The organism is Paenibacillus sp. GCM10023250, from assembly GCF_042653205.1.
Taxonomy (GTDB): domain Bacteria; phylum Bacillota; class Bacilli; order Paenibacillales; family Paenibacillaceae; genus Paenibacillus_Z.
Genome location: NZ_JBHSHY010000061.1, coordinates 1 through 23,994 on the forward strand (window position 1 = coordinate 1; position 23,994 = coordinate 23,994).

Here is a 23,994-nt window from a genome sequence, read left to right on the forward strand (position 1 = left end):
CGCGAGCCCGCGCTCGCGCCGCCCTGGGGCGGGCGGGGCCGCGCGCCCGCGGCGAGCACGGCGGCGAGCAGCAACGCCGCCGCCGCGGCGAACACGGTGCCAGACCGGGCGAACATCCCGGTCCAGAGCACGTTGTCGCCCGCGAAGCGCAGCAGGCGCGCCGCGAGCGGCAGCCGCTCGGCGGCGGAGGCGACGCCGCCGCCCCAGTCGCCGAAGTGGCCGGCCGTGAAGGCGAGCGCCAGCTTCGCGAAGCCGGCGGCGCCGCCCTCGCTCAGCGCAAGCCCGGCCAGCCACAGCAGCTGGAATACAGCCGCGAGCGCGGCGAACAGCAGCGCGCGCGGCCAGCGCCGCTGCCCCGCCCGCCGCCAATCGGCCGCGCTCAAGGCCAGCAGCCAGACGACGCCGAGCCCGAACGGCGCGAAGGACAGGCGCACGCCCATCAGCACGCCGAATAGGAACAGCGCCGCGGCCGTCCGCCCCCAGGTCCTGCGCTCCATCGCCCGCTGCCAGCTCCATAGGTACCACCAGAGCACGGCGATGCCGGCCGCTTCCGACATCGGGCGCACGCTCTGCAGCCAGAGATACGGTGCGGTAAGCGCGAGCAGCGCGGCCAGCAGCGACCAGGCGGGCGACAGCCTGCGGCGGGCGAGCCGCCAGAGCGGAATAACCGACAGCGCGCCCATCAGGATGTTAAGCGCCTCGTAGGATTGAACGGGATCCGGCACGAACCGGCGCATCGCCGTGGCGCCCAGCACGAAGTACGGATACCCCGGAAAATGCGGCTGCATCGCCAGCAAGTCGAACCGGTCGAGCGCCAGCGCGAAGTCGACCTCATCCCAGCTCGCGGCGAACGGACTGCGATGCTGCCAGCTGTATGCCGCCCAAGCAAGGACGCACAGCAAGAGGGCGACGGGAGCCGCCCAGCGCGAGATCGCCGAAGCTTCGTGCGCTCGGGCATCCATCCCGCCGCCGAGCATGGTCATGCCGTGGCCGGACGGTTCCATCCCGCCGTCGAGCAAACTCATGCCGCGGCCGGCCGGTTCCGTCCCTCCGTCGAGCACGGTCATGCCGCGACCGGACAATTCCGTTCCGCCGTCCTCGCAACGCGGCATGCCCGGCAGGCGGCCGCCTTCCGCTGCCGCCGCCCGCCCAAGCTGTTCGGCCGCCGCTGCCGCTCTCCCGCCCGCCTGCTCCGCCATGTCCTTCCCTCCGCTCCATGCCGATTCTGAAGTCGCCCGTTCATCTCGCCAGTTTAGGCGCAGAACTTGCCCGCCGGCCACCGCTTGTATCCGGCTCGGCGCCAAGCCGTTCCGCCAAAACCTGCCCGCTTGGCCCATTTGTTCCGATGGAACGAGCCACCAATCGCAGCTCCAGCCGGCCCGGACCGTTTTATCCGAACCGTCGCTCCTGCTCCGCCGGTGCCGCCGAGACCGCGCGCCGTATCGCCGGCCCCGCAGCCTGGGTGCCTGCCGCTGCTTCCGCGTCCGGCCGCCGTTCGCGCTTCGCCGCGGGCCGCCGCATTTCCCGCCAGATCGCCGGCAGCACGCGGCCGAGGTACTTCCGGAATTTAATGAACGATTGCCCGTGAACCCGCACCTGGTACGTAATCGGCACCTCCTCCATGACGAAGCCTTGGCGGACGAGGTTGAGCGTCAACACTTGCGCGTAGTTGTAGTCGTGAATGATCTCGGCGCAGGCCATCGCCTCACGCGAGAAGCCTCGCATCCCCGACTGCCCGTCCCAAATGACCCGGCGCAGCAGGATCGCCTGCAGCAGCGTGAAGCAAACGTTGCCGAGGCGCCGGTGCAGCTTCATCCCGCGGATCGTTCCTTTGAACCGCGAGCCCATCGTGTAATCCGCCCGTCCTTCGAGGATCGGGGCGATCACGTTCGGAATCTCCGCCGCCGGATACTCGTTGTCCGCATCGATCATCAGCCCGACGTCGGCGCCCAGCCGCAGGCAGCCCTCAAGCCCTTCGCGCACCGCCGCGCCGAGGCCGCGATTGGCCGCGAACGACGTCACGTGGTCGGCGCCCGCCCGCCGGGCTTCTTCGACCGTTCCATCCGTCGAGCCGTCGTCGACGACCAGTACCTCGACCGTCCAATTCCTGCCGATTTCCCGGGGAATACGCGCGATGACGTGCCCGATATTCCCTTCCTCGTTATGCGCGGGCAGGAAGACGACCAGCTTCTTCCTGCGATTCGTTGTCATGCCGTTCTGCTTCATACCGTTCCTCTCTTCTTCGCATCGGCGGTCACGAACGCGTCCGTCAACACCGGTCCGCGGCTGTGGCTCGGCAGCGGCGCGCCGAGCAAGTAACTGAGCGTCGGGGCGACCGAGACGAGCGACTGCTTGACATCCACCTTGACGCCCCGCTTGACGTCCGGCCCGTACAGGAAGAACGGCACGTACCGCTCGCCTTCGTCCAAATGCCCGTGCCCGCCGATGCCGTCGGCCTGCCCGTGGTCCGCGCATACGATGAACGTCGCGCCGTCGGCATCCCCGCGCGCCTCCAACCATTCGGCGAACTCGGCGATGAGCACGTCCGCTTCCTCGATCTTTTGCCGATACTCCGGATACAGGGCGCCCATGCTGTGCCCCGTCTGATCCGTCGCGATGAATTGCACGACCAGGAGATCGGGATTCTGCTCCTCCATGATCAGCTTCGCCCGCTCCATAATGTTGCGATCCGCCTTGTCGTTATGCATGACGGCCGTGACGCTCTCCACATCGTCGCCCATGGAATCGATCAAATGCGCGATGCCGAGCAGCCGGCCGCGCTTGCCGACCTTCCGCAGGCTGTCAAAGATCGATTCCACCTTGATGCCCAGCTTCCAGACCATATTGGACGTAATGCCGTGCTCCCGGGGGTACGTACCCGTGAACATCGAGGAGAAGCAGACGACCGTCCGCGCCGGATACACCGTCTCCATCTGGGTGTACTCCGTGCCCTCTGCCCGCCACTTCTTCAAGAACGGCGCGTTCGCCTCCTCAAACCGGTCCTTCCGCATGCCGTCAATGACGAGCACGAACACTTTGCCGTCCGCCTGACGACGCGGCCGCTCGACCGGCGCCGTGCGCCCGGGCATCTCCTTCGGCTTCCAGTCGAACAAATTGCGGTGCAGCACCCATGCGTAGACAGCGATCGCAGCAAGGAAGCACGCGTACGCTCCCCAGCCGAAGTCGGTCACTGCCGCCGCCTTATCCGCCCATTTAGCCCCCGCCGTATCGACGACGAACAGGAGCAGCAGCACCTTCGGCAGCTGTTCCTGGGCATTGCCGCTCGTGGAATCGCTGTTCTTCAGCACCAATTTCCAGAACCGCTTGAAATTCCACCAGGACGTCCCGATCCGCAGATGGTAATAGAACGTGCCCCAGAAGTAAATCGTGAAGAACAGGAACAGTCCGATTCCGAGCGCGTAGAGCCCGAGATGCAGCGGCGCGTCCCGCCACAGCACCAACGCTGCCACGAGGGGCAGCCACAAATAATTGCGCAGAAACAGCGGAAAATCATATGCGAAATAAAGCGCGAACAGCGGCAGCGCCGCCAGCAGCCCGAGCCCGAACCGCGTCCAAAAGCTCGCATCTCCCCAGCTTCCGAGATGATAAAGCGCGAACACCGCGACCGTGAAAATCGGCGTGAACGGCTTCCCTTCGTTCAATAAATTCCAGCAGCGCGCCGCTACGATCTCGAATCCCGACGCCTTCTTCATTCGTGTCGCCCCTCTCTTCCGCGCAGCCGCAGCCAGCCGCGCATGTCCGTCCACGTAACGGCGGTCATGGCCATCGATAGTCCCCCCGCGATATATGCAAACGCGAACTTATACCCGTGCGACAGCAGCGCCGCCGTATACGCTGCGCTGCCCGCGACGCCCAGTACGCCGAGCGATGCCGTGAGCGTCGTCTCGTACGTGCCGATGCCGCCCGGCGTAACGTGAAAGGCTTGTCCGGCGATCGTCATACCGGTGACCCACACCGCTTCCAGAGGATTGACCGGCAGCTCCAACGCCAGCGCCACGCCGTAGACGACCGTGCCCTCCAGCAGCCAGCTGGCCAGCGTCATGCTCGCCGCGCCCGCGCCGCGCCTCGAGGTCAGCGTCGCGCGCAGATGTTCGTAATGCCGCATGATCAGCCTGGCAATATGTTGCACGCGCGATCCTGACTCTTCTTGCCTTCCGGCAGCTTCTTGCCCGTCCGTCTCGCGCAGGGTCCGCCGCCGCCAACGCTCGAGGCCGAGCCATCCGGCCACAGCCCCCAGCGCGCCGATGCCGGCCGCGAGCATGAACCACGGCGATGCCTCGAGCCCCAGCGCGAGCGCGCCGACTGCCCCGATAAGCAGCAGCGAAGCCAGATCGAGCATGCGCATCGCGGCCACGCCGTGCAAGGAGTCGTCCCACCGCGCCGAGGTTCCGCGCACGAGAAGTCCCGTCCGCGCCAGATCCCCCGCCTTAACGGGAAGGACATGGTTGATCAGCAAGCTCACGAACAGCGGATGCACGTAATGCCGCAGCGGGTCGAGCTTATTTCGCCCGGCGTACAGCCGCCACGCCAGCGCCTTCAGTCCAAACGACCCCGCGTAGCCCGCCGTCATCAGGATGAGCAGCCCCGGCGAGCGAAGCAGCCGCATCGCCGCTTCGCCAAGCTGGTCCCCGCGGAACCAGCGCAGCGTGAACCAAACAAAGAAGGCGGCCAAGATCAGCCCGCCCAGCGTAACCGCGATTTTTCGCATCGTCCAGCCTGCCGTTTCATCGTTCTTCGTCATTCGTTCTTTGCTCTTTGCTCTTTGTTCGTCGTGCGTTGTTCCTCGTTCTTTGTTTGTCGTTCTATGAGTCTCTTCACAAATGAGAACCGTTATCATTTAGTATAGAGGGAGGCGGCGCCGCCGTCAAACCTTTTCCGCACGCAAAAAGAGCCGGTTCCGGCAGATGAGACATCTGCCGGAACCGGCTCTTGGGTTGCGTGAGACTAGCCTTGCTTGACGGCGATCCGGTTCAAGGCGCGCTGCAGCGCAAGCTCGGCGCGCACTTGATCGTATTCGTCCTTGCGGCCGCTTATACGCTGTTCCGCGCGCTGCTTCGCCGCTTCCGCGCGAGCGAGGTCGATATCGCCCGGCAGCTCGGCGCTTTCAGCCAGAATGACGACCTTATCCTTGCGGATTTCGAGGAACCCGCCGTTTACGGCGACTTTCTCTTCGGCATTCTTCTGCTTGATCGTGACCGGCGCGATTTTCAAAGGGGTAACCATCGGGATGTGATTCGGCAGAATGCCCATCTCGCCCTCGGAACCTTTGACAATCACCATATTGACATCCTCAGCGTATACCTTACGCTCAGGCGTTACGATTTCCAGTAAAAAGGAGCTCATGATCTTACCCTCCCAAGCGCCCTACGCGGTAAGACGCAACTTCGTAAGCTTCGGCGAATTAAACCTCTTGCGCGAGTTTTTGCGCCTTCGCGACAGCATCTTCGATTGTTCCGACGTTGTGGAATGCCGGTTCCGGAAGGGTGTCGTGCTTGCCTTCGAGAATTTCCTTGAAGCTGCGTACCGTTTCTTTAACCGGCACGTACAAGCCTGGCATACCATTGAACGCTTCGGCAACGTGAAGCGGCTGCGACAGGAACAATTGGATACGACGAGCGCGGATAACGATGAGTTTGTCTTCTTCGGACAACTCGTCCATGCCGAGGATCGCGATGATATCCAGAAGTTCTTTGTAGCGTTGCAGCAATTTCTTTACGCTCTGCGCGACTTGGTAGTGCTCTTCGCCAAGGATCTCAGGCGTCAGGATACGGGAAGACGAAGCGAGCGGGTCAACGGCCGGGAAGATACCCATTGCCGCGATGTTACGCTCAAGGTTAGTCGTTGCGTCCAAGTGGGCGAAAGCCGTTGCCGGAGCCGGGTCGGTGTAGTCATCGGCAGGAACGTAAATCGCTTGGATGGAAGTAACCGAACCTTTCTTCGTCGAAGTGATACGCTCTTGCAGTTGACCCATTTCCGTTGCCAGCGTTGGCTGGTAACCTACCGCGGACGGCATGCGGCCGAGCAATGCGGATACTTCGGAACCGGCTTGCGTAAACCGGAAGATGTTATCGACGAACAGCAGAACGTCTCTTCCTTCTACGTCACGGAAATACTCGGCCATCGTCAGACCCGTCAACGCCACGCGAAGACGCGCGCCAGGAGGCTCGTTCATTTGGCCGAATACCATCGCGGTTTTCGCGATAACGCCGGAATCGCTCATCTCGTGGTAAAGGTCGTTACCTTCGCGAGTACGCTCGCCGACGCCGGCGAATACGGAGATACCGCCGTGCTCTTGCGCGATGTTATGGATCAGCTCTTGCATCGTTACGGTTTTGCCTACGCCCGCGCCGCCGAAGAGACCGATTTTACCGCCCTTGGAGTAAGGAGCCATCAGGTCGATAACCTTGATGCCCGTTTCGAGAATTTCTTGCTGCGTCGACAGCTCTTCGAACGGAGGAGCTTGACGGTGGATCGGGTTCGCGACCGAACGGTCGACATCGCCGTTGTTGTCGATCGGATCGCCGAGTACGTTGAACACGCGGCCCAGCGTAGCCGGACCGACCGGTACCGTGATCGGGTTGCCCGTGTCGACGGCTTCCGTGCCTCTGACGAGGCCGTCCGTGGACGACATGGCAACGCAGCGAACCAAGTTGTCGCCGAGGTGCGTCGCGACTTCAACCGTCAGGTTGATGTTGACTTCGCCCGGGTTTTGAGCTTTTTTCTCGATTTTGATCGCATTCAGAATCTCAGGCAGATGACCGTTCTCGAACGCGATGTCGACAACAGGACCCGTAACCTGGACTACATGCCCCTTGCTCATTCTTGTACCTCCTATAAGCTTTCCGGAGGAAAGCTAGCTCCGGAAGCATAATCTTAAAGCTTTCCGGAGGAAAACTTCCTCCGGAAGCATACGCTTAAGCTTTCCGGAGGAAAGCTAGCTCCGGAAGCATAATCTTGAAGCTTTCCGGAGGAAAGCTGGCTCCGGAAGCAAAAATCTATATGGCCGTTCTTATTGTTGTGCGTTCGCGCCGCCGACGATTTCTGCGATTTCCTGCGTGATTGCCGCTTGACGCGCACGGTTGTAGTTCAGCGTCAGGGCGGCGATCATCTTCGTCGCGTTCTTCGTCGCGTTGCCCATTGCCGTCATCCGCGCGCCGAACTCGCTTGCTTTGCCTTCCAATACCGCGCTGTAGATGACCGTCTCCGCGTATTTCGGCAGCAGCACGTCGAGGACTTTCTCCGGCGACGGCTCGTATTCGTAGCTCGCTTTCGCGCCCGAGAACTCCGACTGATCCAGCGGAAGCAGCTGCTTGATCACAGGCACTTGGGAGATCGCGTTGTGGAACTGGTTGTACACCAGATTCAACTCGTCGTACTTCCCCGATTCGAAGCCTTTGACGGCAGCTGCCGCCAACGTCTTGATATCGGCGAATTTCGGCGAATCGGAAAGGCCCGTTACTTCCTCCGCCAGGTTGATGTTCCGGCGCTTGAAGTAGTCGCGGCCTTTGCGCCCGATGACGAACACGTCGTATTCCGCAGGAGACTTATGCTTCTCCTGGATCGTCAGCCATACTTTACGCAGCACGTTCGCATTGTAACCGCCCGCCAGACCGCGATCCGACGTGACGACCAAATAGGCCGTCCGCTTGATCTCGCGGCTTTGCAGCATCGGATGCTTGATCGTGCCGCCGCCCGACGCGATGCTCGCGACCACTTCGCGGATTTTGTCGGTGTACGGACGGGAAGCCACGGCTGCGTCCTGAGCCCGCTTAAGCTTCGCGGACGCGACCATTTCCATAGCCTTCGTAATCTGCTTCGTGTTCTGCGTGCTCTTGATCGAGCGCTTGATTTCGCGCATGCCTTTAGCCATTCGTTGTCACCACCTTGTTACCGGCTCGTTCCGGCAAGGGCCGGCGGCCCTTCCGCGGCCGATTCTATACCGCGCTAGCTTTCGAACCGCACGCAGCTCGCCGCATGCGGTCCGAAAGGCGAAACTATGGTTTATACCGATGCCGCGAAGCTGTTTTTAAACGATTTGATCGCTTCAACCAGCACTTTTTCGTTATCGGAAGTCAGGTCTTTCGTGTCGCGGATGGATGCGTAGATCTCCGGCTTGTTCGCGTCCACGTACGCCAGCAGGCCTTGCTCGAAGCGGCGTACGTCCTGTACCGGGATATCGTCCGTATGGCCGCGCGTTACCGTGTACAGCGATACGACTTGACGCTCGACCGGCAGCGGCTGGTTAACGCCTTGCTTCAGGATCTCGAGCGTGCGCTCGCCGCGGTTCAGACGGGATTGGGTGACTTTATCGAGGTCGGAACCAAACGCCGCGAACGCAGCCAGCTCGCGGTATTGGGCAAGGTCGGTCTTGAGCGTGCCCGCTACCTTTTTCATGGCTTTGATTTGCGCCGAGGAACCTACCCGGGATACGGAGTTACCGACGTTAACCGCCGGACGTTGACCGGAATAGAACAGGTCGGACTCGAGGAAGATCTGTCCGTCCGTGATCGAGATGACGTTCGTCGGGATATAGGCCGAGATGTCGCCGGCTTGCGTCTCGATGAACGGCAGCGCGGTCAGGGAACCGCCGCCAAGCTCGTCGTTCAGCTTCGCCGCGCGCTCCAGCAGACGGGAGTGCAGGTAGAAGACGTCGCCCGGGTAAGCTTCCCGGCCCGGAGGACGGCGGAGCAGCAAGGAAAGCTCACGGTATGCCGCCGCTTGTTTGGAAAGGTCATCATAGATAACGAGAACGTGTTTGCCGTTGTACATGAAGTACTCGCCCATCGAGCAGCCCGTGTAAGGCGCGATGTAGAGGAGCGGGGACGGCTCGGAAGCGCTCGCCGTAACGACGATCGTGTACTCCAGCGCGCCTTGCTGACGCAGGGACTCGACGACCGTACGAACCGTGGATTGCTTCTGGCCGATGGCAACGTAGATGCAGATTACGCCATTGCCTTTTTGGTTAACGATCGTGTCGATCGCGATTTGCGTTTTACCCGTTTGGCGGTCGCCGATGATGAGCTCCCGTTGGCCGCGGCCGATCGGGATCATCGCGTCGATCGCTTTAATGCCGGTTTGCATCGGCTCGAATACGGATTTACGGGCCATAACGCCCGGAGCCGGAGATTCGATCGGACGCGTAGCCGTCGTCGCGATCGGGCCATTGCCGTCGACCGGCTGACCCAGCGCGTTGACGACGCGGCCCAGCAGCGCTTCGCCGACAGGAACTTCCATGATGCGGCCCGTTCTTTTCACTTGGTCGCCTTCGCGGATGCCCGTGTACGGTCCCATGATAACGACGCCGACGTTGCTCTCCTCGAGGTTGAGGGCCATGCCCATCACGCCGTTCGAGAATTCGAGCAGTTCGCCGGCCATGGCGTTCTCCAGGCCGTGAACGCGCGCGATACCGTCACCGACTTGGATGACCGTACCGACGTCAACGACTTGAATTTCGGATTTAAATTGTTCGATCTGTTGTTTAATCAGCGTGCTGATTTCATCAGGTCTGATACTCAATGCCGTTCACCCCTATCTACAGTGCTTGAGATTTCAACGCTTTTTCGAGCCGAGCGAGCTTGCCGGACAGGCTGCCGTCGTACAGACGGTCGCCGATGCGCACTTGCACGCCGCCGAGCAGAGCCGGTTCGACGATTTGCTTCGCGATAATGCGTTTGCCGACCAATTCGCCGAATTGCGCCGAGACTTTGGACAATTCCTCGTTCGTCAGCGATTTCGCCGTATATATCGTAGCGTGAGCTTGACCGAGCGCCTCTCCAGCTACTTTCGTATAAGCTTCGTACACTTCGCCGATCGCGCCTTGGCGGCCGCGGACGATCAGAAGCTCTACCGTGTTCAGAACCATAACCGACACCTTGTCGGACAGGGCGCCTTTGATGATGGCGATTTTTTGGCCGACCTCGACGTTCGGCAGCGCCAGGAATTTGCGGATTTGCGCATCTTCCGTCAGCGCGTCGACGACGATTTTCAGCTGCTTCTCGACATCGGCGACCGCGTTATTCTCTTGGGCCAGTTCGAACAGCGCTTTAGCGTAGCGTTTAGCTACGGCATTTTCGCGGCTCATTTGCTTCCAACCTCATTCAGGTATTGGTTCACGAGCTGCTCCTGCGACTTGTCGTCGATTTGCTTCTCGATGATTTTGGACGCGATCATGACGGACATGCCGCTGACTTGGCCGCGCAGGGCCGCGATCGCTTTGTTCTTTTCGCTTTCGATATCTTTGACGGCTTCGTCCTTCAGGCGAGTCGCCTCGGACTTGGCGGCGTGAACGATTTCTTCCGCTTGCTTCGAGCTCGTTTGCTTCGCTTGCTCGATGATATCGTACGCGTCTTTGCGCGCTTGCTGAAGCGTGGATTTTTGTTCTTCGTATTGTTGTTCCGCCAGCTTGCGGCTGTTTTCCGCGTTCTCGAGCTGTTCCTTCACGAACTGCTTGCGCTGTTCCATGATGGAGAAGAGCGGACCGAAAGCATAACGGCTAAGCAGCCAATAAAGAATGCCGAAGGCAATCAGCTGAATGAAAAAATTGGACCATTCGATATGCACGCGTTAGGTCACTCCTTTCCGAAAGTTAGCCGGCTCCCGGAGCGGAAGCGGGCAAAAGGAAGGCGCGGAGGCAATGGCACTCCCCGCCCAATTGTGCGAATCTCTTAAGCTTGCCCGAGGAAGATGAACGCGAGTACGAGCGAGATAACCGGCAGGGCCTCGACGAGCGCGACGCCGATGAACATCGTCGTTTGAAGCGTACCGCGGAGTTCCGGCTGACGGGAGATGCCCTCAACCGTGCGACCTACGATCAAACCGTTACCAATACCCGCGCCGAGCGCGCCAAGACCGAATACAATTGCTGCTGCAACTAATGCTAAAGCTCCCATTAGAGAAATCCTCCTTAAATTGTGGACATAGTTTTATTGTTTCCTGCGCGATGCAGGGTTGTTACTGCGTTAATGCTCTTCATGCACGATCGCCTGCGACATGTAGACCATCGTCAGCATGACGAAGACGAACGATTGGATCGCGCCTACGAAGATACTAAAGCCCTGCCAGACGATCAAAGCCGGAATCCCGAACCAGCCCATGCCCATGATCACGCCGATCATGACTTCGCCCGCGAAAATGTTGCCGTAGAGACGGAGCGAAAGCGACAACGGCTTCGCAATCTCCTTGATCACGTTAAGCGGGAAGAATGGAATGTAAGGCTCGAAGTAGTGCTTGAGGTAATGTTTGCGGTTACGACGGAGACCCTCCACGTGCGTGAGCACGATGACGATCGCCATGAGCGCGCCCGCAACGGCGACGTCGGCCGTCGGCGATTTCCACCAGGCGATGTGCACCTCGGTTTCATCCGCTTCCAAGTCCGTCGGCAAGACCAGATCCATGCCCAGAAATTGCGCGCCGTGATGAACGTCCACCTTCGTGATGATCCCGAACGGCAGACCCAGCAGGTTGGCTACGAACAGATACATGATCATCGCGATGCCGAGCGTTAAGTAAGGTTTGCCCTTCTTGAAGTCCATCGTCGTGCCAATGATGTTCGTTACGAACTCGATGACCCATTCCAGAAAGTTCTGCATTTTGGTCGGGTTGGTGACCGATGCGCCTCGTACCGCCAATCTTGCGAGAACGAATACGATAATGCTGGAGACAACAATCATGAAAATGGCCGCGAGGTCGAAGCTGATCCCGCCCAATTTCACTTCAGGAAAAATATGATCCATTTAGTTGTTTTCACCCCTTTCATCGGTAGAGTGCCGTACCGCCGGTTTGCCCTTGGCAGCAAATCCCAATAGAAGTGTTGCCAATTGAGCCACAAATAATCCGGCAACTGTCGCGTAGAGGTTGAACGAAAAGTACTCCGTCGCCATCACGGCCGCGAGCAGCGCGATGCATGCGCGCGTGAGGAAACCGAGGTTGCCCCTGCGCTTGATGCCGGCCGCGGCGCTTGCGCCGACGCGCCGTACTTTCCACGAAAGATGGAAGGCGTTTACAAGACTAGCCGCGGCTCCGAGAATCAGTCCGCCGAAGATCGGTTTATGATCCGGGAACACGGCCCAGCCGATGAAACACAGGGACAAAAAAAAGAACGTTATGCGCATTACCGTTCGAAGGTGGCCGGACAGGTCATCCATTATTTTGCTTTGCCCCCTGTAAACGTTCGAATCAGAAGCACCGTCATGAAGACGGCCACGACAAAACCCGCAGCCATGCCGACGATGTCGCCGTATTCGGCGTTAATCTTCGACCCGATCCAATACCCCAATCCGAGGCAGGCACCGATCGTGCCGCCGACGGATCCGATCAAGCCCATGGCTTTCCACGGATGGTCGCCGAAATTGCCGTTTCCTGCGTTGCGATTGTTGTCGTTATCGGATCGATTCAACATGAATCACTCCAAAACTCTTATTTATTTTAGCCAAGCGGGTTCCCGTTTGTCAATTGATATAAATTCAAACAGTTTGTGAACGGTGCGCCGAAAACCCTTGATTTACCTGGGGTTTTCGGATTCGCAAACCGTACAGTAGCACTGTATGCTGTAACGTTGGCGGGCATGCCTGCCTACCAGCGTAAACTATGAACGTTGTGTGAACGGAACGGGCCATTCGACACGTCTGCCAAAATGATGCAAGATCGCCTGCACGATCCGCACGGAAGCTTGTCCGTCGCCGTAAGGATTAGCCGCTTTGCTCATCCGTTCGTAGAGCTGCGGGTCCGACAACAGGGCGCGCGCCCGGTCGAAGACGACGTCCTCGTCGGTACCGACGAGCTCCAGCGTGCCCGCTTCGATCCCTTCCGGCCGCTCCGTCGTATCGCGCAGCACAAGCGTCGGCACGCCGAAGGACGGCGCTTCTTCCTGAAGTCCGCCGGAATCGGTCATGATCATGTACGTGTGCGGGTAGAAATTGTGGAATTCGAACACGTCGAGCGGTTCGATCAGCTTGATGCGCGGGTGGCCGCCCAGAATCTCGTTCGCCGGCTTGCGAACAGCCGGATTCGGGTGCACCGCGTAGACGAACGCGACGTCTTCGAATTCGTCGGCGATGCGCTTAACCGCGCGGAAAATGTTGCGGTGCGGCTCGCCGAGCGCCTCGCGGCGATGCGCCGTCATGAGCACCATCCGCTTGCCCGCCGCCCAATCGAGAACCGGATGCTTGAACGAGTCGTCGACCGTGTACTGGAACACGTCCGTCGCCGTGTTGCCCGTCACGTAGATGGCGGATTCCGGCTTGTTCTCCTTGCGCAGGTTGTCCGCCGCTTTGCCGGTCGGGGCGAAATGCGCGTCGGACAGCACGCCCGCCAGCTGGCGGTTCATTTCTTCGGGATACGGGGACATTTTGTTCCAGGTGCGAAGGCCAGCTTCCACGTGGCCGATCTGGATCTGCTGCACGAACGCGGCGTAGCTCGCGAGGAAGGCCGTCTGGGTGTCTCCGTGGACGAGCACGATGTCCGGCTTCGCTTCGCGGAGCACCGGCTCCAGCCCTTCCAGCACGCGGACGGTCATTTCCGTAAGGGTTTGGCGGTCCTTCATGACGTTGAGGTCGTAATCGGGCCGGATCTTGAAGAACTCAAGCACCTGGTCGAGCATCTGGCGGTGCTGCGCCGTCACGCAGACGAGCGATTCGATCTCTTCCGGGTGCTTCTGCAGCTCCAGCACGAGGGGAGCCATCTTCACTGCTTCCGGGCGCGTGCCGAAAATGGTCATTACCTTTAATTTGGACAAGGAAAGTCACTCCTAATTATTTGGTTCCGAACATGCGGTCGCCCGCGTCGCCGAGGCCCGGCACGATATAGCCGTGATCGTTGAGGTGGCTGTCCAGCGAAGCCAGGTAAATGTCAACGTCGGGGTGCGCGTCCTGGACGGCCTTCACGCCCTCCGGCGCCGCGATGAGGCACATCAGCTTGATCTGGGTGCAACCGCGCGATTTGAGCGAGGCGATCGCGGCGTTGGCGGAGCCGCCCGTCGCCAGCATCGGGTCGACGACGATCAGCAGCCGCTCCGTGGCGTCCGCGGGCAGGTTCACGTAATACTCGACGGGCTGCAGCGTCTCGGGGTTGCGGAACAGCCCGATATGGCCCACCTTCGCGGCCGGAATCAGCTTCAGCATCCCTTCCACCATGCCGAGGCCGGCGCGCAGAATCGGGATGAGGCCCAGCATGCGGCCGGAAATCACCTTGCTCGGCGCTTCGACGATCGGCGTCCGGACGTTGACCGTTTCGAGCGGCAGGTCGCGCGTAATCTCGTAGGCCATCATCGTGGCGATCTCGTCGACGAGCTCGCGGAAATCTTTCGTCTTGGTATCTTTGTCGCGAATATACGTCAGCTTATGCTGAATGAGCGGATGGTCGCAAATCGTTAGCGTGCCCATGTTCAATCCTCCTGGAGATCTTCTTCAACTGAGTATTATAGCATCCGGCGCCTCTTTGTGCACACGGACTTTACCCCGGCCGAAATCCTACGACAAAGTATGCCCGAAACTGCCGGATTCCCGCCATTGGAGGACCCGCCTCCGATTCGGGAGGAAACGGCGCCAAGCGCCGCGGGGACGGCGTCAGCTGCCCCCGCCGCCGCAGGACGATCCCCCGCCGCAAGAGGAGCCGCCGCCGGAGCAGGACGACCCGCCGCCGTCGCTGCCCCCGGAACAAGACGAGCCGCCGTCTCCGCCGCCGTTGTCGCCGCTATCGCCGCTGCACGCATAAGTGCTGCCGTAGGCCGCATCGTCGTCCCGCCTCCATGCGTCGTCCGTGCGGAGCTGATCCATATGCGAATCGAACGTCTCTGACGGTCCCCAGGAGTAATAGAAGAAGCCGGCGGACAGCAAGCCAGTCGACAACGCGTTCGCCGACCAGTCGTCGTCCCGCGACCGAACCGGCTCGTCGCGCCGCGAAGCGAGCTCCTTCCCTCGCCCGATCAGATGCGAGACGATGTCGTCCAAATCCGCGAACCGTTCGGCGGAACGGACGTTGAAGCGCGCCTGGCGCAGCTCTTCCGCGCTCCGCGTCTCCAGCTCCCGCATGAGGCCCTGCGGCATCGGCGTCCGGTAGAACGGCCCCCACAGCGCCTCGCTGCCGGCGGCCGGGAGGAACAGCTCGCCGTACGCCCAGTCGAACCACGCCCGCTCGCCGGGGTCCGGCTTGGCATCCGCCGCATGCGGCGCGTGATGGATGAGCTGCCCGCAGAACGACTTGCAGAAGTCCTCGTATTCGCGCGTGAACATGAGCATCTCGTGCCATACGTCGTCGACCGCCGAACTGTACATCGGCACGCCGCGCAGGACGCCGCACAGCAGGAAGTACCGCTTCAGCTCGAACCAGCGCCACTGCCACTCACCCTCACGCAGATTCGGCGCGCCGCGGAGCACGCGGTCCTTCACGCGCGCCTCGAAGCCCGCCGGCAGCGCGGCTTCGAGCCGCATCGCCGCGGACCGCGCCGGATGCCCCTCCGGCACGCCGAGGCACGCCGGCGGCGTCCGCAGCGGCGGGGCCGGCCGGCGCTGCGCCGGATTCCGGCTCCCGCCGCGGACGGCTCGCGAGCCGCGCGATGGCTTCGCCATCCGCGAGAAAATGACGATGGCCGCCACGAGTATGACGAAGATAAAGAAAGACATTCGGAACGCACCGCCTTATCGGGAATATTTACATCCATCATAGCATGCCGCCCGGGGGCCGAAGGGATTTTTTAAGGAAAAATTAACCTGTTTGCCGCCGGGCGGCAGGCCGAACGGCGCCGTGCGCGAACATGCGAAAAACCCCTTCGGCGGGCGGCGCCGGGCCGCCTGCCGAAGGGGTTGCTCATGCCGCATGCAGCGGACCGTCCGCCGGACTTCCGCTTTGCACGTTTAACCGCGCAGCAGCAGCCGGTTGACGTAATCCACCGTAAATTGAACGCCTTTGCCGCCGAGCTCGCCCGTCCACGTATGGGAGTGCGGCTCGATGCTGAGGCCGCCCTGGTAGCCGACGCCGTACAGGATCGCCATGAACGTGCTCCAGTCGGTCTGGTCGAGGCCGGCCGGCGGATCATCGAAGCGCTTGCCGTTCACGATGACGGAGCCCTTCACGTGCACGTGGAGGAAGCGGTGGCCCCAGTCCGCCATTTCCTTCAAATAATCCTGTCCCGCGTAGCGGGCGTGCGACGGGTCGTACTTGATGCCGAGCTCCGGCAAGTGGCCGTGGATGAGCTTCCACGCCGTCTCGTCGACGATGAAGCTGTTCCAGTGGCAGTTGTACGTGGCGATGCGCACGCCGCGCTCGCGGCCGTAATCCAGCAGCTTCTCGAAGTAGGCGATCGAAGCGCGGACGTTCTCGTAATACGACAGCTCCTCGACGTAATTGGCGCCGCAGACGAACACCGGGCTGCCCAGCTCTTGGCACGCGTCGATCAGCGCGTACGACGCCTGCAGCTCCTCCTCGACGATGCTGCCGTCCTTCGCGATCCGGTCCGCGCCCCAGCGGCCGATCGAACCGACGGCGACGCCGGTGCGCGCGCTTGCCGCTTTCAGCTCGGGCACCTTGACCGCGAACGACTCCGCCGGCACGCCGACGTTAATGCAAAATTCCACGAACTCCAGGCCGAGTCCCGCGGCGTAGTCGAAGCTTTCCGCCTTCGGGTCGGCGATGATTCCCAGTTTCATGTTCGAATTCCCCTCCATTCGTTATAGGCGTCCGTCCGCTGGGACGGCGCCTCCCCTGCCGTCCGCCCGGGCGGACGATCCGGTCCGTTATGAATTTCGACGCGCGCGCGCCTCATGCCTGCCGGCGTCCGCAATGGATGTCGTAGCCTTATCGATGGCGGATGAAAGCGGCGAATCGCGCGCGGCAAAAAAGCCGCCTGCCGCTGCGGGTGCAGCGACAGGCGGCTTCGAATGGCGTGATTAGGATAGCCGGGTCTTAGTAAGACATGCCCGGGTACAGCGGATATTGCGCCACGAGGTCGCGCACCATGCCGCGCGCTTTCTCGAGCACGGCTTCGTCCTTCGGGTTCTTGAGCGTCGCCGCGATGATCTCGGCGATCGTCTTCATCGCGTCCACGCCCATGCCGCGGGAGGTCGCCGCCGGCGTGCCGATGCGGATGCCGCTCGTGACGAACGGGCTCGTCGGGTCGAACGGAATCGCGTTTTTGTTGACCGTGATTTGGACGGAATCCAGGACATGCTCCGCGTCTTTGCCCGTGATGTTCAGGTTGCGCAGGTCGATCAGCATGAGGTGGTTGTCCGTGCCGCCGGAGACGATGTTGATGCCTTGGGCGATCAGCGCTTCGGAGAGCGCCTTGGCGTTATCGACGACGTTCTTGCCGTATGCCTTGAACGAAGGCTGCAGCGCTTCGCCGAACGCGACGGCTTTGGCCGCGATGATGTGCATCAGCGGGCCGCCTTGGGAGCCCGGGAACACCGCTTTGTCGATCGCCTGCGCCCACGCCTTGCGGCACAGGATCATGCCGCCGCGCGGTCCGCGGAGCGTTTTGTGCGTCGTCGTCGTCACGAAGTGCGCGTGCGGCACCGGGCTCGGGTGCAGGCCGGCCGCGACGAGGCCCGCGATGTGCGCCATGTCTACGAAGAGCAGCGCGCCGACGTCCTCGGCGATTTTGCCGAGCGTTTCGAAATCGATGATGCGCGGGTACGCGGAGGCGCCCGCCACGATCATGCGCGGACGGTGTTTGAACGCGAGCTTGCGCACTTCGTCGTAGTTGATCGTGAACGTGTTCTCGTCGACGCCGTACGCGACGAAGTTGTACAGGATGCCGGATGCGTTAACCGGGCTGCCGTGCGTTAGATGGCCGCCGTGCGCCAGGTTCATGCCGAGCACCGTGTCGCCGGGCTGCAGCGCGGCCAGGTAGACGGCCATGTTCGCCTGCGCGCCGGAGTGCGGCTGCACGTTCGCGTGCTCCGCGCCGAACAGCTCCTTCGCGCGGTTGCGGGCGATATCCTCGGCGATGTCGACGTGCTCGCAGCCGCCGTAGTAGCGCTTGCCCGGGTAGCCTTCCGCGTACTTGTTCGTCAGCACCGTGCCCATCGCTTCGAGCACCGCTTCGGAAACGATGTTCTCGGACGCTATCAGTTCGATGTTGTCGCGCTGGCGCTGCAGCTCGAGGCCGAGCGCTTTAACGATTTCGGGATCTTGCTTGCGTAGGTTTTCCATGTAGGTTTCCTCCTGAAATTGTGATAAGTACAAGCTTCGTTTATGGGCGAAGCCCTATGCAGCCAAAAATTTAATCGCAGCTCCCCGCCGCGCCGTCCGCCGCTTCGCGGGTATACACCGCCCGCTCGCCGCCGATCAGCTTCGGCCGGGTGAACGCCATCGTCACATGCGCCGCCCCGATGGAGCGGATCGACGGCCGCACCGGCACGGCCACGCGCTTCAGATGCATGCCGATGAACGTGTCGCCGATGTCGAGGCCGGCATGCGCCTGCACCGTCTCCGTCAGCACCGCGTCCCGCAGCGCGCCGAACGCGTACGCCGCCATGGAGCCGCCCGCCTGGCGCACCGGGACGGCCGAGACGAGCTCGAGCCCGTACCGCTCCGCCGCCTCGCGCTCCATCACGAGCGCCCGGTTCAAGTGCTCGCAGCACTGGAACACGGGGTAAAATTCCAGCTCCCGCCGCACCGCCTCGACGCCGTCGTAGATCGCCTTCGCCGTCTCCAGCGTCCCCGACGTGCCGATCCGCTGGCCCATCACCTCGCTCGTGGACGTGCCGACCACGAGCAGCTGCCCCCGGCCCAGCCGCGCCGCGGCGGCCAGCTCGCGGACGACCGTCTCGACGTCCTTGCTCAACCGGGCCGGATTCCAGCCCGCTGCCGTATCGCTCACGCCGATCCGCTCCTTATTCCGCGCGCGCGGGCTGCGCGGCGTATTTCGCTTCGATCTGCTTCACTTTGTTCAGCCGGCCGACGTGGCGCTCGCCGTTCGAGAACGGCGTCTCCAGCCAGACGCGGATGATCTCCTGCGCGACGCCGGGGCCGACCACGCGCTCGCCCAGAGCCAGCACGTTCGTGTCGTTGTGGTCCCGCGTCGCCTGCGCCGAGAACAGGTCGTGCACGAGCGCGCAGCGGATGCCCGCCACCTTGTTCGCGGCGATGGACATGCCGATGCCGGTGCCGCAGATGAGGATGCCGCGGTCAGCCTTCCCCTGCGCGACGAGCTCGCAGGCCGGCAGCGCGTAATCCGGGTAGTCGACGGACTGCTCGCAGTCGCAGCCGACGTCGATCAGCTCATGGCCGAGCGATTGAATGAACGGCGCCACGACTTCCTTCAGCCGATAGCCGCCGTGGTCCGCGCCGATGGCGATTTTCATGCCGCATATACCTCCCAATGTGACCGCACGATGGCGGAAAATGTCGATTCGCAATGGTTTTAGTATACCTGATTTCGCCGGAAAAGACGAAAAAAGAGCAAGCGTGCTCACGCACGCTGCTCTTTGCCCAGGCGACCGGCCGTAACTTCCGATGCTCCACCGTGGTTGGACCCACTTTCGTCGCCAGTTACATCGGAAACCGTCTTTAATTAGCTCTATCATACCGGATCGGGCCGGTAAAATCAATCCGCAACCACCGCCCGCGAACGCGCGGCGAACGGTTATTTGCGCGGCTGCTGCAGCCGGTCGAGCAGCTTGCGCAGCGCCGCCTCGATCTCCGCCGCGCTAGCCTCGTAGACGTGCAGCGGCCCGCCGAAAGGATCAGCGATATCGAAGCTCGGGATGGCGGCTTCCAGCTCGAGCAGCCTGGCGCGTTCCGCGTCCGTCAGCTGCCCGCCGAGCGCCTGCTTCATCTGGAAATCGGTATATAGGCTCTCCAGCTCTGCAATGCGCTGCATCCCTTCCTCGTCGCGGAAGACGTACTCCAGCAGGGTGTACGTCTTCTCCACGGCGTTCGGGAACCGCTGCAGCAGGTGGCGCTTATGGCTCCCCGTCATCGTCAATATCAGGTCGGCCCATGTCACGGAGCCGCTTTCGAGCGCGGTGGAGCCGTTGTTATGGCGGATGTCCCGGCGGCGCAGGACCGATTGCGCATGGCCGGAGACGGGCAGCCCGTCGACGGTGGACACGCCCGCGGAACGCACCTCCAGCGGCAGGCCGCGCTTCTGCGCCATGTCCCGCAGCAGCGCCTCCGCCATCGGCGAACGGCACGTATTGCCGGTGCAGACGAATAAGATCCGTTTCATGCGAGAACCTCCTCTAGATGGTCGGCCGGGCCGCCGCCGTCAGAATAGAATCAGCAGCCCGAACGTCAATAAAATCACCCCGCCGATCGCTTCTCCGTACCCGCCGAGACTCGAGCTGACCCGGCGGCCGAGCAGCAGGCCGGCCACGGACAGGCAGCCCCCCGCGATGCCGAACAGCAGCACCGCCAGCAGCATATCGACGGCGAACATGCCGAGCGACAGCCCGACCGAGAACGAATCGATGCTGACGCTGAGCGCGAACAGCAGCATGCCCCACGAGCTGCGGTGATCGATCGACGGCACCGCGTCGCCCCGGAGCGAACTGTAGACCATATGGCCGCCGAGCAGCAGCAGCAGCCCGCCGCCGGCCAAAGACGCCACGCTGCCGAGCAGCGTGCCGACGTACTTGCCCGCGAAAATGCCGATGAGCGGCATCAGGATGTGAAACAGCGCGATGAGCGTGCTGAGCTTGAGGATATCCAGCAGCCGGATGCCTTTCAGCCCGATGCCAACGCCCAGCGAAAAAGCGTCCATGCCGAGCGCCAGCGCGATAATGAGCAGCGTCAGCAGCTGTCCGGCCTGCATGCCTGCCTCAACCATGCCATCCACTCCTTGTCCCGTTATCTCATCCAAGCATATGCGGACAAGACGGGAAAGATGACGGAGCGGCGGATAAGCGGGCGGTCCTGGGCTTCGGTCAGGCGGACATTCGGGCGGCGGAGGCCGCCGGCCGGCGCGTCAGACGCGCACGACCGCGTGGCCGGCGGCTTTGGACAAGCGGTTCATATACGCGTGCCCGATGCCGGACTCCGGGCACGTCTCCGCCCAGATGCGCTGGACGCCCTGCGCGTCGAACGCGCGCAGCGCGGCGTACAGCCCCTGCGCGGCGGTATCGAGCCGCGCCAGGCTGCCGACGGCGAGCACGCAGTCCGCGTCGTACCGGGCCGCGTGCTCGTCGAAGGCGAGCACGCCCGTGCGCTCGCCGCGGGCGCGGGCTTCGCGGACGGACGCCGCGATCCAGGCGGCCACCGCGTCCGGCGCGCCCTGCACGAGCTGCAGCGCGCCCTGCGGCGCGTAGTGCGCGTACTTCATGCCGGGCGAGCGCGGCGTCTGCCCGGCGGACGCGTCCGCCGCGGCTTCCGGCGCGGCGACGGCGTCGTAGGCGACGGCCGCGCCGGCCGCGCGCAGCGCCTCGGCGGTAATGCCGCCCGGGCGCAGGATGCGCACCGTCTCGCCGTCCAGCACCTCGATGACGGTCGACTCGAGGCCGACGCCGGCCGGGCCGCCGTCGACGATGCCGTCGATGCGGCCGTCCAGGTCATCCCGGACATGCGACGCCAGCGTTGGGCTCGGGCGGCCCGAGCGGTTCGCGCTCGGAGCGGCGAGCGGGCAGCCCGACTCCGCGATAAGCGCGAGCGCGACGGGATGCGCGGGCATGCGCACGGCCACGGTGTCGAGGCCGGCAGTGACACGCGGCGAGACCGCGCCCGGTTTGACCGGCAGGACGAGCGTGAGCGGCCCCGGCCAGAACCGCGCCGCGAGCCGGTCCGCGAGCGCCGCAGCTCCCGGCGCCGCAAGCGGCAGCGTCAGCTCCGCGAGCTGGGCGCGCTCGGCGACGTGCACGATGAGCGGATTGTCGGACGGGCGGCCCTTGGCCGCGAAGATCCGCTCCACCGCCGCCGTGCGCCGCGCGTCGGCGCCGAGGCCGTACACGGTCTCCGTCGGGAAGGCGACGGTACCGCCTTCCCGCAGCCGGGCCGCCGCCGCGCGAAGCGAATCGCCGTCCGGCGCTTCGGCGTCCACGCGCCATAAGGTTGTAGGTCGTACTGGTGTGTTCACGATCGTTTCCCCGGATTCTGCTTCTCAAGCGGTTTTATTTCTATTATACCATACGCGTCCCCGCGCGAAACAAAGGCACTTGTCCCCGCAAGCGGCGCGGCGCGGGCGGCCTTCCGGCAGGCTAGGCCTCCGGAGGCGCGCAATCGGAAGAAAAAGCGTCCTGCCAGCCCGTTGTATGCGTTTCAACCGTCCGCCCGCGCCCGCCATCGCCCCGCGCCGTCTTTGACGGAAACGCCCGGCGGCGTTATCCTTCTTAGGATATACATATATGTCATTCGAGACATATATCAAATCTAGGAGGCCCGCACGCATGCAAGTTCCCGCATCTACCAAGCCCGTCCGCATCCTGCCGATTATGATCGCCATCTTCTTCGGCAGCTTCGTATCGGTGCTCAACGTCAGCACGATCAATATCGCGATTCCGGTCCTCACGGATCGCTTTCACACGACCCTCGCCACCACGCAGTGGACCTTGACCGGCTTCATGCTCGCCATGGGCACGTTCGCCCCGATCACCGGCTATTTCGGCGAGCGGTTCAGCTACAAGCGGCTCTTCCTGTTTGCCATGTCCGGCTTCACCGTCGCCAGCATCTGCTGCGCCTTAGCCTGGAACGTCGAGTCGCTGATCGCGTTCCGCATCCTGCAGGGTGCATTCACCGGGATGATCTCGCCGATCACGATGGCGATCGTATACCAGGTCATTCCCCGCGAGAAGGTCGCGATGGCGATCTCGTTCTGGGCGGCCTCGTCCATGCTCGCGCCGGCCATCGGCCCGACGTACAGCGGCTGGCTGCTCGACAACGTCTCGTGGCACTGGCTGTTCTGGCTGAACGTGCCGATCGCGGCGGTCGGCATCTTGCTCATCGCGATCTATATTCCGTACTACCGGCTTAACGTGCCGAAGAAATTCGACTTGATCGGCTTCGTGACGGTCATCATCAGCAGCGCCTCGCTGCTCGTCGCCCTGTCGCACGGCAGCGAGTGGGGCTGGGATTCCTGGCAGACGCTCTCGCTGTTCATCGTCGGCCTCGCGTTCCTCGGCCTGTTCATCTGGCGCGAGCTCGCGACGGACACGCCGCTGCTCAATCTGCGAGTGCTCAAGATCAGCCGCTACAGCGTCGCGCTGCTCATCACGAGCATCATCACGATCAGCCTGTATTCCGGCACGTTCCTGACACCGGTGTTCCTGCAGAACATCCAGTCGGTCACGCCGCTCGACACCGGCTTGATCCTGCTGCCCGCGTCGCTCGCGATGGCGATCATGATGCCGTTCGTCGGCAAAATGTACACCAAGACCGGTCCGCGCGCGCCGCTCGCCATCGGCATCATCCTGATGGTCGCCGGCACGGTGCCGCTCAGCTGGCTCAGCATCGACATCTCGCACCGCTACATCATCCTGTGCATGATCGTCCGGAACATCGGCATTTCGTTCGCGATGATGCCGGCGAGCAACGCGGGCATGGAAGCCGTGCCGAAGCAGTACAGCGGCCACGCGTCCTCGCTGACCAACTGGGTCCGCAACGTGCTCGGCTCGTTCGCGATCGCCGTCTTCACGTCGCTGCTGACCTCGCGGACGGCGAGCCACGCGAAGGACTTCGTCCAAGCCGGCGCGACGGACCAGAAGCACATCACCCTCATGTCCGTCACGCTGAGCGTCGACGACGTCTACCTGATCGCGTCGATCATCGCGCTCATCTCGCTGCCGGTCGCGCTGTTCATCCCGAAGCTGAAGCAGCCGAAGCCGGAAGAGACGGAAGTTAAAGCGGCTTAAGGCTTCATGACCGGCCGGCCGGGACGCCCGGCGCGGGGGGACACGCGCCCCGCAACCCCGTCCGGTCCCGGTCAATCGAGTAGGAGGAGGCGGCTAGCCTCCGTCCTCTCACACCACCGTACATGCGGGTCCGCATACGGCGGTTCCAAAGGGTTAACAAAGCTCCAAATAACGTGAAAGCATACTCTTGAGCCCTTTC

The 23,994-nt window shown here is 62.6% G+C and carries 25 protein-coding genes and 1 riboswitch; of the genes, 1 reads left to right on the forward strand and 24 read right to left on the reverse strand.

What is annotated here, in order from left to right; translation table 11 throughout:
* The 24 genes from ACFPB1_RS25695 to ACFPB1_RS25810 all read right to left on the reverse strand — a co-directional run.
* On the reverse strand, nt 1-1,199 hold a 1,199-nt coding region (locus tag ACFPB1_RS25695), incomplete at its 3' end, for a glycosyltransferase family 39 protein (RefSeq protein ID WP_379229050.1).
* A gap of 190 nt (nt 1,200-1,389) precedes the next feature.
* Nucleotides 1,390-2,226: a glycosyltransferase family 2 protein gene (locus ACFPB1_RS25700; RefSeq protein WP_379229051.1), complete on the reverse strand. Its 837-nt coding sequence runs from the start codon at nt 2,224-2,226 to the stop codon at nt 1,390-1,392.
* Nucleotides 2,223-3,713, reverse strand: a complete 1,491-nt coding sequence (locus ACFPB1_RS25705; RefSeq protein WP_379229052.1) for an alkaline phosphatase family protein — start codon at nt 3,711-3,713, stop codon at nt 2,223-2,225. Before ACFPB1_RS25705 ends, ACFPB1_RS25700 begins: the two co-directional genes overlap by 4 nt.
* The gene (locus tag ACFPB1_RS25710) at nt 3,710-4,762 is read right to left on the reverse strand and encodes a lysylphosphatidylglycerol synthase transmembrane domain-containing protein (RefSeq protein WP_379229053.1); all 1,053 of its coding nucleotides are present in this window, start codon (nt 4,760-4,762) and stop codon (nt 3,710-3,712) included. The genes ACFPB1_RS25705 and ACFPB1_RS25710 overlap by 4 nt, the downstream gene beginning before the upstream one ends.
* A 203-nt stretch (nt 4,763-4,965) precedes the next feature.
* Nucleotides 4,966-5,364: a F0F1 ATP synthase subunit epsilon gene (locus ACFPB1_RS25715; protein WP_379229054.1), complete on the reverse strand. Its 399-nt coding sequence runs from the start codon at nt 5,362-5,364 to the stop codon at nt 4,966-4,968.
* A 58-nt stretch (nt 5,365-5,422) separates the two neighbouring features.
* On the reverse strand, nt 5,423-6,841 hold the full coding sequence (atpD, locus tag ACFPB1_RS25720) for a F0F1 ATP synthase subunit beta (RefSeq protein WP_379229056.1): 1,419 nt from the start codon (nt 6,839-6,841) through the stop codon (nt 5,423-5,425).
* A gap of 189 nt (nt 6,842-7,030) precedes the next feature.
* Nucleotides 7,031-7,891 (reverse strand): ATP synthase F1 subunit gamma, encoded by an 861-nt coding sequence (atpG, locus tag ACFPB1_RS25725; protein WP_379229057.1) that lies wholly within the window; start codon nt 7,889-7,891, stop codon nt 7,031-7,033.
* A 131-nt stretch (nt 7,892-8,022) separates the two neighbouring features.
* Entirely contained in the window at nt 8,023-9,537 is a 1,515-nt protein-coding gene (gene atpA, locus ACFPB1_RS25730; RefSeq protein WP_379229059.1) for a F0F1 ATP synthase subunit alpha, read from the reverse strand.
* 16 nt (nt 9,538-9,553) lie between these two features.
* On the reverse strand, nt 9,554-10,102 hold the full coding sequence (locus tag ACFPB1_RS25735; protein ID WP_379229060.1) for a F0F1 ATP synthase subunit delta: 549 nt from the start codon (nt 10,100-10,102) through the stop codon (nt 9,554-9,556).
* The gene (gene atpF, locus ACFPB1_RS25740) at nt 10,099-10,581 is read right to left on the reverse strand and encodes a F0F1 ATP synthase subunit B (protein ID WP_379229061.1); all 483 of its coding nucleotides are present in this window, start codon (nt 10,579-10,581) and stop codon (nt 10,099-10,101) included. Before atpF ends, ACFPB1_RS25735 begins: the two co-directional genes overlap by 4 nt.
* A gap of 104 nt (nt 10,582-10,685) precedes the next feature.
* A complete protein-coding gene (gene atpE / locus ACFPB1_RS25745; protein ID WP_112884815.1) occupies nt 10,686-10,910 on the reverse strand; it encodes a F0F1 ATP synthase subunit C in 225 nt (74 codons plus the stop codon).
* A 69-nt stretch (nt 10,911-10,979) separates the two neighbouring features.
* Complete coding sequence (atpB, locus tag ACFPB1_RS25750) at nt 10,980-11,753, reverse strand: F0F1 ATP synthase subunit A (RefSeq protein WP_379229063.1); 774 nt, start codon at nt 11,751-11,753, stop codon at nt 10,980-10,982.
* Nucleotides 11,754-12,164 (reverse strand): ATP synthase subunit I, encoded by a 411-nt coding sequence (locus tag ACFPB1_RS25755; protein ID WP_379229064.1) that lies wholly within the window; start codon nt 12,162-12,164, stop codon nt 11,754-11,756.
* Nucleotides 12,164-12,418: a hypothetical protein gene (locus tag ACFPB1_RS25760; protein WP_379229065.1), complete on the reverse strand. Its 255-nt coding sequence runs from the start codon at nt 12,416-12,418 to the stop codon at nt 12,164-12,166. Before ACFPB1_RS25760 ends, ACFPB1_RS25755 begins: the two co-directional genes overlap by 1 nt.
* A 186-nt stretch (nt 12,419-12,604) precedes the next feature.
* Complete coding sequence (gene wecB, locus ACFPB1_RS25765) at nt 12,605-13,753, reverse strand: non-hydrolyzing UDP-N-acetylglucosamine 2-epimerase (protein ID WP_379229066.1); 1,149 nt, start codon at nt 13,751-13,753, stop codon at nt 12,605-12,607.
* A 16-nt stretch (nt 13,754-13,769) separates the two neighbouring features.
* Nucleotides 13,770-14,399: a uracil phosphoribosyltransferase gene (upp, locus tag ACFPB1_RS25770; protein ID WP_379229067.1), complete on the reverse strand. Its 630-nt coding sequence runs from the start codon at nt 14,397-14,399 to the stop codon at nt 13,770-13,772.
* Between the two features lie 183 nt (nt 14,400-14,582).
* A complete protein-coding gene (locus tag ACFPB1_RS25775; protein WP_379229068.1) occupies nt 14,583-15,638 on the reverse strand; it encodes a hypothetical protein in 1,056 nt (351 codons plus the stop codon).
* Between the two features lie 231 nt (nt 15,639-15,869).
* Complete coding sequence (locus ACFPB1_RS25780; protein WP_379229069.1) at nt 15,870-16,661, reverse strand: sugar phosphate isomerase/epimerase family protein; 792 nt, start codon at nt 16,659-16,661, stop codon at nt 15,870-15,872.
* Between the two features lie 256 nt (nt 16,662-16,917).
* Nucleotides 16,918-18,165 (reverse strand): serine hydroxymethyltransferase, encoded by a 1,248-nt coding sequence (gene glyA / locus ACFPB1_RS25785; protein WP_379229070.1) that lies wholly within the window; start codon nt 18,163-18,165, stop codon nt 16,918-16,920.
* Nucleotides 18,166-18,235: 70 nt separating this feature from the next.
* Nucleotides 18,236-18,835 carry a TIGR01440 family protein gene (locus ACFPB1_RS25790; protein ID WP_379229071.1) on the reverse strand — a complete coding sequence of 200 codons (600 nt, stop codon included), beginning with the start codon at nt 18,833-18,835 and terminating at the stop codon, nt 18,236-18,238.
* Between the two features lie 13 nt (nt 18,836-18,848).
* Nucleotides 18,849-19,319, reverse strand: a complete 471-nt coding sequence (rpiB, locus tag ACFPB1_RS25795) for a ribose 5-phosphate isomerase B (RefSeq protein WP_379229072.1) — start codon at nt 19,317-19,319, stop codon at nt 18,849-18,851.
* A gap of 118 nt (nt 19,320-19,437) precedes the next feature.
* A riboswitch (ZMP/ZTP riboswitch) is annotated at nt 19,438-19,520 on the reverse strand.
* An 80-nt stretch (nt 19,521-19,600) separates the two neighbouring features.
* Complete coding sequence (locus ACFPB1_RS25800) at nt 19,601-20,185, reverse strand: low molecular weight protein arginine phosphatase (protein ID WP_379229074.1); 585 nt, start codon at nt 20,183-20,185, stop codon at nt 19,601-19,603.
* A gap of 39 nt (nt 20,186-20,224) precedes the next feature.
* Nucleotides 20,225-20,785, reverse strand: coding sequence for a manganese efflux pump MntP family protein (locus ACFPB1_RS25805; RefSeq protein ID WP_379229075.1), 561 nt, complete (start codon nt 20,783-20,785; stop codon nt 20,225-20,227).
* Between the two features lie 138 nt (nt 20,786-20,923).
* Nucleotides 20,924-22,024 (reverse strand): L-threonylcarbamoyladenylate synthase, encoded by a 1,101-nt coding sequence (locus ACFPB1_RS25810; protein ID WP_379229076.1) that lies wholly within the window; start codon nt 22,022-22,024, stop codon nt 20,924-20,926.
* Between the two features lie 310 nt (nt 22,025-22,334).
* On the opposite strand from ACFPB1_RS25810, the gene ACFPB1_RS25815 reads away from it, so the two are divergent.
* Nucleotides 22,335-23,795: an MDR family MFS transporter gene (locus tag ACFPB1_RS25815; RefSeq protein WP_379229078.1), complete on the forward strand. Its 1,461-nt coding sequence runs from the start codon at nt 22,335-22,337 to the stop codon at nt 23,793-23,795.
* Nucleotides 23,796-23,994: the final 199 nt, after the last annotated feature.

Coding starts and splice junctions, on each gene's coding strand:
- atpG (WP_379229057.1), bottom strand. CDS start 7,891: ATGGCTAAAGGCATGCGCGAAATCAAGCGCTCGATCAAGAGCACGCAG.
- atpD (WP_379229056.1), bottom strand. CDS start 6,841: ATGAGCAAGGGGCATGTAGTCCAGGTTACGGGTCCTGTTGTCGACATC.
- upp (WP_379229067.1), bottom strand. CDS start 14,399: ATGGGCACGCTAACGATTTGCGACCATCCGCTCATTCAGCATAAGCTG.
- ACFPB1_RS25735 (WP_379229060.1), bottom strand. CDS start 10,102: ATGAGCCGCGAAAATGCCGTAGCTAAACGCTACGCTAAAGCGCTGTTC.
- glyA (WP_379229070.1), bottom strand. CDS start 18,165: ATGGAAAACCTACGCAAGCAAGATCCCGAAATCGTTAAAGCGCTCGGC.
- ACFPB1_RS25805 (WP_379229075.1), bottom strand. CDS start 20,785: ATGGTTGAGGCAGGCATGCAGGCCGGACAGCTGCTGACGCTGCTCATT.
- ACFPB1_RS25705 (WP_379229052.1), bottom strand. CDS start 3,713: ATGAAGAAGGCGTCGGGATTCGAGATCGTAGCGGCGCGCTGCTGGAAT.
- rpiB (WP_379229072.1), bottom strand. CDS start 19,319: ATGAAAATCGCCATCGGCGCGGACCACGGCGGCTATCGGCTGAAGGAA.
- ACFPB1_RS25775 (WP_379229068.1), bottom strand. CDS start 15,638: ATGTCTTTCTTTATCTTCGTCATACTCGTGGCGGCCATCGTCATTTTC.
- atpE (WP_112884815.1), bottom strand. CDS start 10,910: ATGGGAGCTTTAGCATTAGTTGCAGCAGCAATTGTATTCGGTCTTGGC.
- ACFPB1_RS25755 (WP_379229064.1), bottom strand. CDS start 12,164: ATGGATGACCTGTCCGGCCACCTTCGAACGGTAATGCGCATAACGTTC.
- ACFPB1_RS25760 (WP_379229065.1), bottom strand. CDS start 12,418: ATGTTGAATCGATCCGATAACGACAACAATCGCAACGCAGGAAACGGC.
- ACFPB1_RS25700 (WP_379229051.1), bottom strand. CDS start 2,226: ATGAAGCAGAACGGCATGACAACGAATCGCAGGAAGAAGCTGGTCGTC.
- ACFPB1_RS25715 (WP_379229054.1), bottom strand. CDS start 5,364: ATGAGCTCCTTTTTACTGGAAATCGTAACGCCTGAGCGTAAGGTATAC.
- ACFPB1_RS25780 (WP_379229069.1), bottom strand. CDS start 16,661: ATGAAACTGGGAATCATCGCCGACCCGAAGGCGGAAAGCTTCGACTAC.
- ACFPB1_RS25815 (WP_379229078.1), top strand. CDS start 22,335: ATGCAAGTTCCCGCATCTACCAAGCCCGTCCGCATCCTGCCGATTATG.
- atpB (WP_379229063.1), bottom strand. CDS start 11,753: ATGGATCATATTTTTCCTGAAGTGAAATTGGGCGGGATCAGCTTCGAC.
- ACFPB1_RS25710 (WP_379229053.1), bottom strand. CDS start 4,762: ATGACGAAGAACGATGAAACGGCAGGCTGGACGATGCGAAAAATCGCG.
- ACFPB1_RS25800 (WP_379229074.1), bottom strand. CDS start 20,185: ATGAAACGGATCTTATTCGTCTGCACCGGCAATACGTGCCGTTCGCCG.